This window comes from Bacillus mojavensis, from assembly GCF_012648005.1.
Taxonomy (GTDB): Bacteria; Bacillota; Bacilli; order Bacillales; family Bacillaceae; genus Bacillus; species Bacillus mojavensis.
In genome coordinates this window covers 3,440,352-3,455,965 of record NZ_CP051464.1, presented here as the reverse complement: position 1 = coordinate 3,455,965, position 15,614 = coordinate 3,440,352, and the positions used below count along the sequence as shown (strand labels likewise).

At 39.4% G+C, this 15,614-nt stretch carries 11 protein-coding genes; 9 read left to right on the top strand and 2 right to left on the bottom strand.

Annotated elements, in window-relative coordinates:
* Positions 1-19 precede the first annotated feature (19 nt).
* Entirely contained in the window at positions 20-898 is an 879-nt protein-coding gene (galU, locus tag HC660_RS18020; RefSeq protein WP_010332089.1) for a UTP--glucose-1-phosphate uridylyltransferase GalU, read from the bottom strand.
* A 360-nt stretch (positions 899-1,258) separates the two neighbouring features.
* On the opposite strand from galU, the gene HC660_RS18015 reads away from it, so the two are divergent.
* The 4 genes from HC660_RS18015 to wecB all read left to right on the top strand — a co-directional run bounded on the left by HC660_RS18015 (position 1,259) and on the right by wecB (position 7,338).
* A complete protein-coding gene (locus tag HC660_RS18015) occupies positions 1,259-2,632 on the top strand; it encodes an alpha-glucosyltransferase N-terminal domain-containing protein (protein ID WP_168749515.1) in 1,374 nt (457 codons plus the stop codon).
* A 35-nt stretch (positions 2,633-2,667) separates the two neighbouring features.
* A complete protein-coding gene (locus HC660_RS18010) occupies positions 2,668-4,188 on the top strand; it encodes a glycosyltransferase (RefSeq protein ID WP_168748881.1) in 1,521 nt (506 codons plus the stop codon).
* Between the two features lie 74 nt (positions 4,189-4,262).
* Complete coding sequence (locus tag HC660_RS18005) at positions 4,263-6,173, top strand: glycosyltransferase (RefSeq protein WP_168748880.1); 1,911 nt, start codon at positions 4,263-4,265, stop codon at positions 6,171-6,173.
* Positions 6,174-6,195: 22 nt separating this feature from the next.
* On the top strand, positions 6,196-7,338 hold the full coding sequence (gene wecB / locus HC660_RS18000; protein ID WP_103671250.1) for a non-hydrolyzing UDP-N-acetylglucosamine 2-epimerase: 1,143 nt from the start codon (positions 6,196-6,198) through the stop codon (positions 7,336-7,338).
* Between the two features lie 40 nt (positions 7,339-7,378).
* On the opposite strand, the gene tagU is transcribed toward wecB, so the two are convergent.
* Positions 7,379-8,299: a polyisoprenyl-teichoic acid--peptidoglycan teichoic acid transferase TagU gene (gene tagU, locus HC660_RS17995; protein ID WP_168748879.1), complete on the bottom strand. Its 921-nt coding sequence runs from the start codon at positions 8,297-8,299 to the stop codon at positions 7,379-7,381.
* A gap of 211 nt (positions 8,300-8,510) precedes the next feature.
* On the opposite strand from tagU, the gene HC660_RS17990 reads away from it, so the two are divergent.
* The 5 genes from HC660_RS17990 to HC660_RS17970 all read left to right on the top strand — a co-directional run bounded on the left by HC660_RS17990 (position 8,511) and on the right by HC660_RS17970 (position 15,600).
* On the top strand, positions 8,511-8,834 hold the full coding sequence (locus HC660_RS17990; RefSeq protein ID WP_168748878.1) for an acidic lipoprotein LytA: 324 nt from the start codon (positions 8,511-8,513) through the stop codon (positions 8,832-8,834).
* A gap of 26 nt (positions 8,835-8,860) precedes the next feature.
* Positions 8,861-11,014, top strand: coding sequence for a SpoIID/LytB domain-containing protein (locus HC660_RS17985; protein WP_168748877.1), 2,154 nt, complete (start codon positions 8,861-8,863; stop codon positions 11,012-11,014).
* 89 nt (positions 11,015-11,103) lie between these two features.
* Complete coding sequence (locus tag HC660_RS17980) at positions 11,104-12,591, top strand: N-acetylmuramoyl-L-alanine amidase (protein ID WP_168748876.1); 1,488 nt, start codon at positions 11,104-11,106, stop codon at positions 12,589-12,591.
* 213 nt (positions 12,592-12,804) lie between these two features.
* Positions 12,805-14,709, top strand: a complete 1,905-nt coding sequence (locus HC660_RS17975) for a glycosyltransferase family 2 protein (protein WP_168748875.1) — start codon at positions 12,805-12,807, stop codon at positions 14,707-14,709.
* Between the two features lie 234 nt (positions 14,710-14,943).
* A complete protein-coding gene (locus HC660_RS17970) occupies positions 14,944-15,600 on the top strand; it encodes a sugar transferase (RefSeq protein WP_168748874.1) in 657 nt (218 codons plus the stop codon).
* The last annotated feature ends 14 nt before the right edge of the window (positions 15,601-15,614 follow it).

The following is a 15,614-nucleotide window of genomic DNA, read 5'->3' as shown; positions in this document are numbered from 1 at the left end:
CCAATAGCCTTTTTTATGTTTAGATTTCTTCTTTGTTTAATAAGTTTTCCATGAATGGAATGAGCTGTCCGCGGAGTTCTTTATCCTGCATCGCAAACTCAAGAGTGGTTGTGATAAAGCCGAGCTTTTCGCCGACATCATAGCGCTTGCCTTCAAAATCGTAAGCAAACACTCTTTGAATTTCATTCAGCTTTTGAATGGCGTCTGTCAGCTGAATTTCTCCGCCTGCGCCAACCTGCTGCTCTTCTAAGTACATAAAGATCTCAGGTGTAAATACGTAACGGCCTAAGATAGCAAGGTTAGAAGGTGCTGTGCCTTTAGACGGCTTCTCAACAAAGTTTTTCACCTGATAACGGCGGCCTTCACTTGTCAGCGGATCGATAATACCGTAGCGGTGAGTTTCTTCTTCAGGCACTTGCTGAACACCTATAATAGAAGAAAGTGTTCTTTCATATTCATCCATTAACTGGCGCAATCCTGGTTTTTCCGCCTGAACGATATCGTCTCCAAGCAGAACCGCAAAAGGTTCATCGCCGATAAAGTTACGAGCGCACCATACAGCATGTCCAAGTCCTTTAGGCTCTTTTTGGCGGATGTAGTGGATGTCAGCCAGATTAGAAGATTTTTTCACTTTTTCGAGGAGTTCAATCTTTCCTTTTTCTTCAAGGTTTCTTTCAAGCTCAGGAGAGTAATCAAAATGATCCTCAATCGCACGCTTGCTTTTGCCTGTTACAATAATAATGTCCTCAATACCGGACTCAACAGCTTCTTCAATTATGTATTGAATGGTTGGTTTATCTACGATAGGAAGCATTTCTTTCGGCATTGCTTTCGTAGCCGGTAAAAATCTCGTTCCGAGCCCGGCTGCAGGGATTATGGCTTTACGCACTTTTTTCACTTTCAAAGCACCTTCCTTAAGAACAGATTTAGGTTCAGCTTTATGAAATGCTGAGTATGTAAAATTTTGAAGTTTCTTTTTTTCTCAATACCCTGTTTTCAATCTGTTAAACACATTTAATCATATAAGAAAAACCAATTTTAAACAAGGGTCAATTCAGTGGGTTTTATCTCTGGAAAATATAGAAAATACAAAAAATATCATTAATTAATTTCAGTTAACAGACAGAGGTTATTGGCTTAAAATGTTCCAAAAAGTTCTTGAGAATAACCGTTTCTTCGTTCTAGAGCCAGCTAATTAAAAATGATATAATGTACTTCTGACATATAACTGTACGATTTTAGCGAAAGGTAATTATAAATTATGACAATTAAGGTTTCTCATCCTAAATTAGCATACGTTTGTTCAGGGCTTCATTCTGCTAAAAAAAACAACATTAATTCAATTGATTGGAATTATCCAATGGACATTGTCACTATAAATCATGAGCCTAATGCACCCTCCTCTTTTAAAGAAGCTACTGTTATCAATTTGTACAGCTTCTTTAAAGGGCCTGAACCTCAGAAACATAAAATAGAGCATCAGGTTGAAGAAGAAGGTTTAACGCATGTTCAAGAACAAGACAAACCAATATTTCGATATTACCGTGACGGGCGTTATATAAAATATCAAAGATTTACAGCAGCGGGAGCACTTGCTGTCGCGGATTATTTTAATGATAACAGGCAAAGGTTTAAACGAGAGGAATATGATGCAAACGGCTATGTACACAGCTTGATGTACATGGACTTGGAGACCAACAAACCAAAGCAGCATCTCTTTTTGAGGGCTGACGGCACCTGTTATATGACGAAGTGGTATAAGCATGATGGGGCGACTGAAAAAATTATTATTTTTGACGAAAAAGACAGTATAGAGAGTGTTTTATATTCAGAAAATGAACTTTCCCAGTATTTTCTGAGCCGCTTGATAAATGAAACGGACTATCTGCTGTTAACTTCAGAAATGAAAATTTATTCTATGCTGAAGCTTCTTTCAGCGAAATATTCGACAGCGTACTTAGGTTTTATAGAGACGAATGATATTTTGGATAACCCTGAAGGAGAAATAAACTATCTTGATGCTTTCGTAGTCCCTTCCTTGACGAGATATAATGATACGGTTGAAAGAACGGGACCCCGTTCGAACATTTACTATGTTTCTGAAGAACCGTTTGCCCGCAAACGTTTTGTGGACAAACTTATTGATCAAGTGCCTTTTAACAATAAATTAAAAGAAATGAATGTTGAGCTGTTAACAGCAGAATGGCAATCAAAATCTGACTTGTATTTGTCAGCAAAAGCAGAATTTAAAGGTGAAGTTCCGGCCTATTCCCTTGGCCGTAATAAAATGTACTGGAAATTAAAAAATAAGATGAGCGGCACTGAATGTACGTTTAGCGCTCTGGTAAACAGAGAGGTAGATTTAACTTTTACTGTAAGCGGGACGCTTCGTATTCACTCAGCATTAGATGACCTTTCTACGATTGAATTGTATCTCTGCTCTGAGTGGGATAATAGCTTTTTTGCTGCGAATGTACGAGTGAATGACAAAAAGGAAATTCCGTTAACGGAACAAAACATCTCAGGCTGGCGAATCACTTTAGAAGAAGAAAATAATCATTTGCTAATTCACACAGCTGAAGGATTTCGGAGAAAACTAATCAATCGTCTGTTTGTAAAAAAGAATCAATAGCAGCGAAAGGTTTTACAAGAAGAAGGGGCTTGAAGATGAGAAGGATCTTTTCACTAATTTATGAAATAGACATTGAAAAAGGCGGCATTACAAGCTCTATGATGTCAAGATCGTATACTTTTGCAGAGCATGGCCATAAAATTGACTTGGTTACACTGGATTATAAAGAGAACTATGATCAGATTGAGCGAGAGCTGAAGAAGGCTGGTAGGCTGCACCCTAATGTGAATATTATCAATATTTATGATTACTATAAAAATCAGCACACCGATATCAAAATAGGTGTTGAGCAGCGCAATGGCTATAAACAAATTTTTGAACGCTTCGAGGAAGCTTATGCTGTTTATCATAACGAGGCAAAATTAGAAACTGAATACTTCAATAATGGTTTATATATAAAAAAGAAAAAGTGGGATGAGTCGGATAATCTTTTATATGTGGACTATTTCAATGAAAATATGCAAATAACGAAGCGGGAACATTTTAATGGTGAGTATATCAATAAAACTGTCTTCTTCGATACGAGAACAGCAAAAATAAATCAAGTTTGTTATACAGCACCAGATGGCTTTTGTTATTTAACGGAGTGGTATCACTTTCAAACAGGAGCCAGTCAGGGAGTTGTATTGTTTGAACGAAACGAGAAAGAAGCTGCGTTTTTCAAAAACAAGCATTCATTTCATACACATTGGCTTGAAGAACTGTGTGAAAAAGAAACAGACCCTATTATCATCTGTGATGGAGTAGGGAGTGCTTCAAAAGTAAATGAAATGCGTAAAGGATTGGCAAAACGCTTTTACTGTGTTCACTCAAATCATTTAGATTATCCTTACACATTGGGCAGCAAAGTTCGAAAGAATCATCAATACGCTATGGAGCATATTAAAGATTACGACGGGCTGATCGTATTAACGAATGAACAAAAAGATGATATCATGAAGGATTTTGAATCAAACAATAATATTTTTGTGATTCCTCATGCTCCAAGAAGGCTTGAAAAATTACAAACCTATGAAAAAAAGAAAAATGAATTTGTGATGGTGGCAAGGTATCATGAGGAAAAAGGGATCGATAAGGTTATAAAAGCAATGGAAATCGTAAAAAAATCGCGTCCTGAGGTTGTTCTAAATATATATGGAAGCGGTCCTGGCCACGAGGACTACCAGCAATTGATTGATGATCTCCAGCTAGATAATGTACATTTAAAAGGTTATATTGCAAATCCTGCTCCATTTTATCAGCAGGCGCTTGCCACATTATTAACATCAAAATTTGAGGGATTCAGCCTTGCAATCTGTGAATCGTTTTCGTGCGCAACCCCGGTAATCAGTTTTGATGTGAAATACAGCCCAAGAGAGCTCATAAAAGAACACGAAACGGGAATGCTTGTAGAACCTGATGATATTGAAATGCTTGCTGAGAGTATCATTTATTTGTACGACAACCCTGAGAAAGCCATTCAATATGGGCAAAATGCAAAAAACTTAATGGATACAGAATATAGTGAAGACAGATTGTTTGAAAGATGGGAAGAAGTATTTGAAATGACGAAGTAATACATTTCTGTGCCATTTTTGTTCATTATATGAGCTTTTGAGAAGAAATAGAAGCGGATAAGGATAGAGGTGTAATGTTGAAAATTACTGCAGCAGTACCCACATACAACTCAGAACATTTTATCTCCCGCTGCCTGGATAGTCTGGTTCAACAAACCATGCCGAATAGTGAGTACGAAATTATTTGTGTAGATGATTGTTCTCAGGATGGCACGGTTCCACTATTAAAAAAATACAGTGAACGGTATTCTAATATAACGGTTATTGAACGAGAGGAAAACTCGGGGGGACCAGGAGAACCAAGAAACCAAGCCATACGCGCGGCCAGCGGTGAATACATTTTTTTTATAGATTCCGATGATTATTTAGGAATTGAAGCGTTTGAGAGAATGTATCAATTTGCTAAACAGCACGATTCAGATATTGTCCTTGGAAAAATGGTCGGAGTAAATGGCAGATCGGTTCCGCAAGCTATATTTAAAGAAACAAAACCTGAGGCGGATCTTGTGAAATCTCCGCTTGTCTACTCAATTGGCCCGACAAAACTTTTTAAAGTTTCACTGCTTAGGAATCATGACATATATTTCCCTTCTAATATACAGGCCACAGAAGATCAGGTATTTGTCATGAAAGCTTATTTAGAAGCGGACAAAATTTCTGTCTTGGCTGACTATGATTATTACTACGCTGTACAGCATGATGGCGAGCATATGACATTTGCATATGTTGCGCCACAAAGTTACTACGGTGCAATGAAGGTCATCATAGATATGATTCGGGAGAGCCGTCTTCCTCGTACCGATAAAATGAAATTTATGGCGAAGTTTTTAAATCGTCATTTTGACTTTTCTAGAACAACGGACTTTACCGTAACAATTGAGGATGAACAGGAACAACAAGAGTGGATGACGGAGCTGCATCATTTTGTTGAGCGAAATATTCCTCAGGAAATTGATAGGCTTGTTCATTCTCATACACGGTTAAAATTATATTTTGTACGTCATAATGACCTAAAGGGCTTGAAGCAATTTGAAGCTGATAAAGAAAATATGACTCAATATACATCTGTAAAAAATGGTCATATCATAGCAAACTATCCCAGCCTTATCCCCTATCAGTTAACAGAGAATGAACGGATTATTGATGACAGAAACAAAATCAGTCATTACGTGAGCAAATTTCAAATGAAGAACAACACTTTTTCATTAAAAGGAACGGTAACCCACTCGGCTTTACAACCAGAGCATCAAGTTATGCTAACGTTATCTGGTATTTGGGTGCACCGTGAAAGAAAAACTGAAAAAGTTATTACTCCGGTGTATGCCAAGGGGGGGGAATTTGAATTTCTCACGAAGTTTACTGATTTGGCCGTTAATGAAGAAGATATTGGTGTTTGGGACTTCTTTATTGAATCAGAGATTGACGGTTATAAAAAACGAGCCCGAATTGGCAGCAACAGAGCAAAGTATCCCTATTCGCAACATGCTAAATATATAGGGAATAACGGGGAATATGCTTTTAGCGCAAGACCGTACTTTACAAAAACATACGATAATTTGTCGGTGGAAATTAGAAAGCAAGAAGTTCTGAAAGTTGAATTCAGAAATAATGATTCGGATCAGCATTTAACGTTTATATTCCCTGGAAGCCAATTGTTTTTTCCGAAGCAATCTTTATTATTGCTAGAATTCAATAACCAAGAGTTTTTAATTCCAATTAAAAAACAAATCAGTTCCGCTGATGGGACAGTGATTCAGGTTGACCGGAATCTCGTTGAACAAAAATTTGCGCCGGCTTATTTACAAAACAACAATATCGTTTTATCCATTAATTCATATAAAACGACATTGGTTCCTAAAAAGGATGTAAGTGTGTATTTTTGCAGTAAAAATATTGAAAAAAAACTATGGTGTTTTAAAATAAGAAAGAAAGTAGATCTATTTATACAATCAGACCAATCCAAATTCTATCTAACAGCCCGTTAAACAAAGAAACCAGGTGACAATTATGAAAAAACTAAAAGTCATGACCGTCTTCGGAACCAGGCCGGAAGCGATAAAGATGGCGCCGCTTGTGCTTGAATTAAAAAAATATCCTGAAATAGAGTCCTATGTAACGGTGACTGCCCAGCACAGACAAATGCTGGATCAGGTGCTTGAAGCGTTTCGGATTAAGCCTGATTTCGATTTGAACATTATGAAGGAGCGGCAGACGCTGGCAGAAATTACGTCCAATGCGCTTGTGAAATTGGATGAGCTGTTTAAAGACATCAAGCCTGATATTGTGCTTGTCCACGGTGATACCACGACGACATTTGCCGGAAGCCTCGCCGCGTTTTATCATCAAATTGCTGTCGGGCATGTTGAGGCCGGTCTTCGTACAGGCAATAAATATTCTCCGTTTCCGGAAGAGCTCAACCGCCAGATGACCGGTGCCATTGCTGATTTGCATTTTGCGCCGACAGGACAGGCAAGAGACAACTTGTTAAAAGAAAACAAAAAGGCCGATTCTATTTTTGTAACGGGCAATACAGCGATTGACGCGCTTCGCACAACAGTTAGGGAAGGTTATTCACACCCTGTCCTTGACCAGGTGGGGGAGGATAAGATGATTTTGCTGACCGCTCATCGCCGTGAAAACTTAGGTGAGCCGATGGAAAACATGTTTAAGGCCATCCGCAGAATTGTAGAGGAATATAATGATGTACAGGTTGTTTACCCTGTGCACCTTAACCCTGTTGTCCGGGAAGCGGCTCAGAAGCATTTTGGCGACTCTGACAGAGTGCATCTGATTGAGCCTTTAGAAGTGATTGATTTCCATAACTTTGCGGCAAAATCCCATTTCATTTTGACTGATTCCGGAGGAGTGCAGGAGGAAGCACCATCGCTCGGGAAACCGGTGCTTGTGCTTCGTGATACGACGGAGCGCCCTGAAGGAGTGGAAGCAGGGACGCTTAAACTTGCGGGGACAAATGAGGAGAACATTTATCAGCTTGCAAAAGAGCTCTTAACTGACGCCGATGAGTATCAGAAAATGTCCTATGCTTCAAATCCGTATGGTGATGGACAGGCCTCCCGCCGGATTGTAGAGGAATTGCTGTTTCATTACGGATATCGGAATGAACATCCGGACTCTTTTACGGGTAAATAAAAAAGAAGCTTTGCACATAGGGTGCGAAGCTTCTTTTATTTTAGCTTTCTAAGCTTTCTTTCAGTTCATTTGAGATGTCAGCTAGCTGGCTCTCATCTGCTTTATAGTAATAGACGTCATTGATTCTTGTGCCTTCGCCTTTCAGTTCGTGCTGCTTGATATGTTTTCGAGCGCCTTTGTAATCAGACTGGATATCCCACATATTATCGAACGTCAAATTGGTTTTCACATTATTTTCAACGACCTTAAACATATCTCCAAACTTTGTAACGGAAGAGATATTTGCCCCTTTGTTAATAATGCCTTCAATCACTTGGCGCTGACGGTCCTGACGTCCGAAGTCTCCTCTTGGATCTTCTTTTCTCATTCGTGTATACGCCAATGCTTCTTTTCCGTTCAGTGTGATTTCTCCTTTGCCGAATGAGTAACCGTCATAGCTGAACGCAAATGTGCTGTTAACTGTGATGCCGCCGAGTGTATCAACAACGTCTCTAAAGCTTTCCATGTTGACTTTTACAAAATAATCGACCGGAACATCGAGGAAGTTTTCAACCGTGTCAACTGCCATTTGTGTACCGCCATATGCGTATGAATGGTTGATTTTATCCATCGTGCCTTTTCCGATAATTTTTGTATATGTGTCACGCGGTATGCTGACCATGTCGGTTGTATTCGTTTTGGGGTTAACAGTCATATAAATGAGCGTGTCGGCACGGCCTTTATCGCCGTCGCGCTCATCCACACCCATGATTAAAACGGAAAACGGGTCCTTTTTATTGATATTGACCTCTGTGTCCCTCTTTTTGGATTTATCAATACTTTCATGAATACTTGCAACGGTTGAAGCGGCTTTATGCCATAAGTAGTATGCATAACCGCCTGTACAGAGGACGAACACTGCCAGTATGGTTAAAATGACAAGTAAAACCTTTCTCTTTTTCTTTCTTTTTTCAGCTCTCATATAAAGTCCTCACTTTTTTGTAATCTAGTTCGATTATAAGTTTCTTAATATTTGAAAACAACTAAAATTTGTCTGATTCTTTACAATAGACGACAGTTTGTAACAAATGTTTCGGTAATTTAAGAAAATCCGCAAAAAATTTTCGTTGTTTTGAAAGAAATCTTAAAATAAGCTTAAAATTGTCGATAAAAAGATGAGAGGTGATATAGGAATGAAAAAAATCGCTATTTTAATGTTCTCAATGCTGCTTCTTTTATCTGCATGTGGCACAGCTGAGAACAAAACAGGTTCAGAGACAAATTCAGAAAGCCAGGATGCGGCTGCTGAAGAGACGGTTACAAAGGAAGGTACGTTTGCCGGTTTAGCAGACAGCCATACGATTGCAGTCACTATTGATGGTAAAGAAACTTCGATTCAGGTTGGTTCAGACCTTCAGGACAAAATGAACAGCATGTCAGAAGGACAAAAAGTTGTTGTCAAATATACTAAAGGAACAAATGGCGCCTTAGAGCTTAAAGATTTAGAGACGAAGTAATTTAACTTCTTAGGGGGTTACATATTTTGAAGAAAATGAAGCTTTTGCTTCTATCGTCAGTCACTGCAGCTGCTATTGCATGTCCTGCATTTATGCAGTCTGCAAAAGCAGCTGATAAAACCATTTCGGTAAAGCTGAGTAATTATGTAGGCAGTAAGTCAAGTCTGGATGTGGATATCACAGGTGGTTATGAGATCTCTGGCTCAAGAATTGCAGATACAGAGCGGTATGGGGGAGCTACCCGTTTTGATGTTGCCAATAATGTTGCTTCCGCGGGCTGGACAAACCCTACAACTGTAGTCATAGTGAACCGAGATGCCTTTGCTGATGCACTCTCAGCAACTCCGCTGGCTAAAAAATACGATGCTCCGATTCTGTTAACAGATGCGAATTCATTAACACCTAAAACAGAAAGCGAAATCGCAAAATTAAACCCTGATAATATCCTCATTATTGGCGGGACAATAAGCGTTTCTAAAAATGTAGAAAACACATTGAAAAAATATGGTTCTATTGATCGGATTGGCGGGGCTACCCGTTATGAGGTTTCTAAAAACATAGCCGACCGCATGGGGAATTACAGTCAAGCTGTAGTTGCAACCGGCATGGTCTTTACAGACGCCCTGTCAATTGCGCCATATGCTGCAATGAACGGTTATCCGATATTACTTGCGGGAGACAATAACATCCGCAGCGATTACAAAATTCCGAGCAAGGTTACAATTGTCGGCGGTCCGTTGAGTGTCAGCACTGGCGTGGAAGCCACATTAAAAAAACAAGCGACTGTGAAACGGATTGGCGGGGTTTCACGTTATCAAGTATCTGCCAATATCGTAAAAGAATTAAATATGAAAGCAACAAAGGTTTTCATGTCGAACGGCCAAACCTTTGCGGATGCATTGACGGGGTCTGTGCTTGCAGCAAAGCAGGGAAGTCCTTTATTGCTTGTTGAGTCCGGCAGCCTGCCGTCACCAGTCGCTGATGTAGTGGCAGAAAAAGGGACACAGTCATTTGCTCTGCTTGGAGGAAGCATCTCCATCAGTGATTCGCTGAAAAATAACCTGGCTGATACCTTTGCGGGGACAGGTTATTCAGTTAAATTGTCCGGCGGAAACCTAGTACTCTATAAAAACACCACTGCCATTAAAACATTGGGCACTTCATTTACAGCAAAGCCTAAAAAATACGCAACAACGAATTCTATTAACTTGAATGGAACGCCGTATCTCGGAAACATGAAATTTACGATTGAGTCCGGCAAGTACATTCGTCCCATCAACGTGGATATCCCTTTTGAGGATTATTTAAAGGGTGTTGTTCCGCACGAAATGCCGGCAAGCTGGCAGAAAGAGGCGTTAAAGGCTCAAGCTGTCGCAGCGAGAACCTATTCTATCAGCTCGGCCGGAAAAGAAGTGAAAGATACTACAGCTTTTCAGGTTTACGGCGGCTATGACTGGAATTCGAAAACTTCTGAAGTGGTGGAATCCACAAAAGGAAAAGTCTTGAAATATAATGGGAATTTGATTACAGCTACGTATTCATCAAGTAACGGCGGGTATACAGAAGCGAGCGACGAGGTCTGGAGCAGCAAGCTTCCTTATTTAATCGCCAAAAAAGATACGTACGACCCGCAAATCAGCTGGTCCCTGTCATTAAACAAGACCCAGCTTGATAAAAGCAGTCTGAATCTGAAAAGCCCGGGATCGTGGTGGAGCTCTAAAAATGAAACAAACTCTGCCTATTTAAGCGGTTTGAAAAGCTGGTTTATTAAAAATAAATACACCAGTGCCGAGTCTATCAAAATCACGAAAATTTCCAGTGTGAAATTCAGTACGGCAAAAACAGCCGGCCAGCGTCCGGAAACAGCAGATGTAACATTTTCATATTTCGCAAAAGAGAAATCAAAAGGTTACATCCTTTCCAATGGAAGTTTGAGCGAAAAAACAGCGACAATTTCTGTACCGACGACACAGCTTAGAACAATGCTGGGCGCTTCAAATATGAAGAGTACATATGCGTCTGTCTCAAGCAATACAAGTGCCTTTATCATTAGCGGTAAAGGCTACGGACACGGTATAGGCATGAGTCAGTACGGGGCCAATGCCAGAGCTGCTGCCGGGCAATCATATACAACGATTTTAAATTTTTACTATCCGGGAACGACTCTATCAAGCTATTAAAAGGTTGATAGAAGTTTAGGGAGGCGCTTCTGCCTCCTTCGTTCGTTATTTGATGTATGAATCATTATTAATCTTTGGAGGGACTATCTTTGCGGATCTTTCTTAAAAGCATACCAATACTGATATTGGGAGTCTTGTTGTTTGTACCGAATGCTTTTGCGGCCAATTCTGTCACAAGACTGGATGGAGCAAGCAGATATGAAGTTGCTGTGAATGTTTCAAAACAAGGCTGGAGCAGCGCGAGCACAGTTGTTGTGGCGAACGGAACAGCCTATGCCGATGTATTAACTGCAGCTCCTTTGGCTTATAAATACAATGCTCCTATTCTGTTAACTGAATCATCTAAACTGACTGCGCCGACTAAAAGCAGAATCAGTCAGCTCAAACCGAGCAGGGTCATCGTAATTGGCGGAACGATCAGTGTTTCCAACAATGTTGTAAGTGAAATGAAAAACCTGGGTGTTTCCACAGTGGAACGTATTGGCGGAAGAAGCCGCTATGAGGTTGCCCAAAATATTTCTAAGAAATTGTCTTCAAATTCTAAAGCAGTAATCGCAAATGGAACGGCATATGCTGACAGTCTGGCAATCGGTTCTTATGCTGCACGCAACGGAATTCCGATTTTGTTAACAACGGCAAGCTCAATTCCGACACCGACAAAAAATGCGATGAGCAGTAAAGGAACGTCATCGACTATTGTGGTCGGTGGAGAAATCAGTGTCTCAAAAAGTGTTTACAGCCAGCTCCCTTCTCCAACGAGAATCGGCGGAAACAGCCGTTTTGAGGTCGCTGCAAACATAGCGAAAAAGTATTATTCTTCATCAAAAGCCGCTTTTGTCAGCAATGGTTATACATATGCTGATGCTTTAGCAGGTTCTGTCCTGGCGGCGAAGCAAAATCGTCCGATGTTATTTACGGATGCCGGTTCACTGCCGACTGCTACAAGAGCAGCCATCGGTTCAAACAGCAAGAATACGTTCACTGTACTTGGGGGAACCATTTCAGTTACAACAAATGTTGTCAATCAGCTCAAAAATGTAATTGTAGGTAAAAAGGTTTTTGTGGATGCTGGACACGGAGGATACGACAGCGGAGCGATCGGGAACGGATTAAAGGAGAAAGACGTTAACCTAGCCGTTGCAAAGCTCGTAAACAGCAAACTTTCTAAAGGCGGAGCTATACCGATTATGGCCAGATCAACGGATGTATTTTTAGAGCTTTCTGAACGTGTTGCAAAAGCCAAAAGCAACAATGCAAACCTGTTTGTAAGTATTCACTCCAATTCAGCGAGCCCGGCTGCTACTGGCACAGAAACGTACTATTATACAAAGTATGAGTCAGACAACAGTAAACGCCTTGCGACAGAAATACAAAACCGACTCTATAAAGCGCTGAATACCCAAAACCGAGGCGTTAAAATCGGAAACTTCCATGTGATCAGAGAGTCGACGATGCCTAGCAGTTTAGCGGAGCTGGCATTCATATCAAATGCAAATGACGCAAGTAAGTTAAAGAGTGCTTTATACCAAGAAAAAGCAGCGCAAGCGATATATGAGGGAATTATCGGCTATTACTAGAAAGATAAGTATTTACTTGGACACGGCTTGTCGGCAAACCTATCAGGAGTTGCAGGCAAGCTTTTTTATACGATAAAATGAATTTCAAATCCAACTACCTTGTAAATGTTTAACATAATTTAAACTTAGGTATATTTTTTTTGATATTTGTTTTTGCTATAATGAACTGAATCAAAATATTTATTATGACCCAGTAGGGTAGTGAGGTAATCGATGAAAATAAGCATTGCTATACCTGTATATAATTCTGAAGATCTTATTTCTGAATGTCTTGACAGCTTAGTTAATCAAACAATGCCTAAAGAGGATTATGAGATTATTTGTGTGGATGATAAATCTACAGATTCGTCTTTAGACATATTGAATCAATATAAACAGAAATATGAAAACATTGTTGTGGTTGAAAGAACGGAAAATTCAGGCGGACCAGGTGCTCCACGAAACGACGCAATAAAAATTGCCAAAGGTGAGTACATTTTATTTGTTGATTCCGATGATTATTTAGGCAGTGAAGCATTATTGAGATGGTATAATTTTTCAAAAGAGAATCAATCTGATATTACTTTAGGAAAGTTAAAAGGGATAAACGGAAGAGGAGTACCAAAATCGATGTTTAAGGAAACAAATCCGGATGTTGATTTGGTTGATTCCAAAATCGTTTTTACCCTGGGGCCTCAAAAGCTGTTTAAAGCTTCACTTTTAAAAGAGAATCATTTAACGTTTCCTACTCACATAAAAGCAGCAGAGGATCAAGTCTTCACGATGAATGCTTATCTGAAAGCAAAGAAGATATCTGTTTCAGCTGACTATGATTATTACTATCTGGTCAAAAGAGACGGCGAACATATGAGTGTTGCTTATGTTCCTCCAGAAAATTTTTATGGAGCAATGGAAGATATTATTTCTGCAATCAAAGCAAGTGATTTGGAAGAAGAGAGAAAAATTAAGCTGATGGCAGTATTTTTAAATAGGCATTTTGATTTCTCTCGGACAAAAAATGTCACGATCAAAATGAAAAAAGAGGAAGAGAGAGCAGAATGGTTTCAATATCTCTCATCATTTATTCATGCAGTACCTGAAGAAGCTGATCAATTTGTATTACCGCATATCAAATTACGGCTTCTGTTTATTCGGAATAATGATTTACAAGGGTTAAGCCAGTATGAGCGTGAGGAACAAGACATCAAGAAGTTCTGCACGGTGCATGAAGGTAATCTTATTGCACGTTATCCTAGCTTAGAGCGTTATCAAGTTTCTGAAGATCTATTAAAAGTAAATTATAAAAACAAACTTGAACATTATCTGCAGAATATAGAATTTAGTGATCGTGTGCTCAGCATTCAAGGAACAATTAAACACAAATTGCTGGATGATGAAACGAATAAAAACCAATCTCTTACTGGAGTATTGGTTCATCGCAATACTAAGGCGGAAAAGTACATTTCTCCAGTTTCAAATGATAATTCAACGTTTACATTTGAATGCCTGTTTGATGAGATTGCATCTGCTGAAGAAGATTTAGGAGTTTGGGATTTCTTCATTGAATCGTCAGTAGACAGCTACAAACTTAGAGCAAGAGTAGGGAATAATCGAGCTCCGTACAAGTATTCAACAAAAGCTATGTATCTGGGGCATAACGCTTTGTTTGTCTATAGCGCCAGACCATATTTTACAATGAATTATGATAATCTTTCGATTGATATAAAGAAACATGCCTATACAGAAGCTGAACTTTCTTATGAAACAGAAACAAAAGATTTATCATTTATTTTTAGCGGCAAACAAATCTGTCTGCCAAATCAATCAAAAATTATTGTAAATACCGGTCAGTCTGAAATCTCATTGCCGATAAAACGTGTTGATTTAGTGCCTGATAGCACTAAATTAACAATAAATGTTCAAGGCTTGCTTGACCAATTGTCTAATGTTAAAAAAGAAAGATTAGTTGAATTTGCGATAAATACATCAAATAATAAAATCAGTGCTAAAGAGGATAATCAAGTAATTATCCTAGACAAAAAGAACGCAGAACAAAGCTTCATGTTGTTTTTTAGAAAAACGGTTGAGGTTCAATACAAGCTGACAACCTCTAAATCAAAATTTTACTTTCAATATTAAAATGCTTCCATTGAAGAGACAAATCGATGAACAACGGTTTGTCTCTTTTTTTATACATAATGCTTAGTTTTTAAAAAAAGTGTCAAAAACAATAAAAAGTTAACAAAGAAATGTCACAAAAAATAACAAATTCACACTTCTTAACAATCCATTTACAACCAATTAACATCCGTCTGCTAAACTGACTGGCATAGGTCATCATAACATCCCAAACAAATCGTGAGGTGTGTGTCAGTGGGTGCAGAAAAAAGCATGAATGTGAGTCGCGAATTATCAGTGCAGCAAGCATCATTTGCATTATCTGAAAAAACGGCTCGTTATTTGGCAGTAAAGCGCGTGATGGATATTTGGTTTGCGCTGATTGGATTGGTGGTTGCGCTGCCAATAATTGCGGTATTTTCAATATTGATTTGTTTGGAGACACCGGGGCCTGCCATCTATACGCAGGAGCGTGTAGGAAAAGGCGGGAAACCTTTTAAGCTTTATAAGCTTCGTTCCATGAAAATAGATGCCGAGAAGTCTGGGGCGGTTTGGGCGCAGAAGCAGGATCCGCGGGTGACACGAATTGGAGCATTTATCAGAAGAACACGAATTGATGAACTCCCTCAGCTGTTTAATGTGCTGAAAGGCGATATGAGTATGATTGGCCCTCGCCCGGAACGTCCAGTGTTTACGGAAAAGTTCCAGAGTGAGATTCCGGGGTTTACACAGCGTCTGGCTGTCAAACCGGGATTGAGCGGCTGGGCGCAGGTGAACGGCGGTTACGACATGACGCCGAAGGAAAAGCTTATATTTGATTTATATTACATTCGCAATCTGACTTTCATGTTGGAATTAAAGATTATGTTAAAAACATGTAAAGTAGTCTTGACAGGTGATGGTGCAAGATAAACGTCTCATTTACC

What these genes read in the sequence shown, in the direction of transcription:
- HC660_RS18010 (WP_168748881.1), top strand. Translation starts at nt 2,668, where the DNA reads ATGAGAAGGATCTTTTCACTAATTTATGAAATAGACATTGAAAAAGGC.
- HC660_RS18005 (WP_168748880.1), top strand. Translation starts at nt 4,263, where the DNA reads ATGTTGAAAATTACTGCAGCAGTACCCACATACAACTCAGAACATTTT.
- wecB (WP_103671250.1), top strand. Translation starts at nt 6,196, where the DNA reads ATGAAAAAACTAAAAGTCATGACCGTCTTCGGAACCAGGCCGGAAGCG.
- tagU (WP_168748879.1), bottom strand. Translation starts at nt 8,299, where the DNA reads ATGAGAGCTGAAAAAAGAAAGAAAAAGAGAAAGGTTTTACTTGTCATT.
- HC660_RS17990 (WP_168748878.1), top strand. Translation starts at nt 8,511, where the DNA reads ATGAAAAAAATCGCTATTTTAATGTTCTCAATGCTGCTTCTTTTATCT.
- HC660_RS17975 (WP_168748875.1), top strand. Translation starts at nt 12,805, where the DNA reads ATGAAAATAAGCATTGCTATACCTGTATATAATTCTGAAGATCTTATT.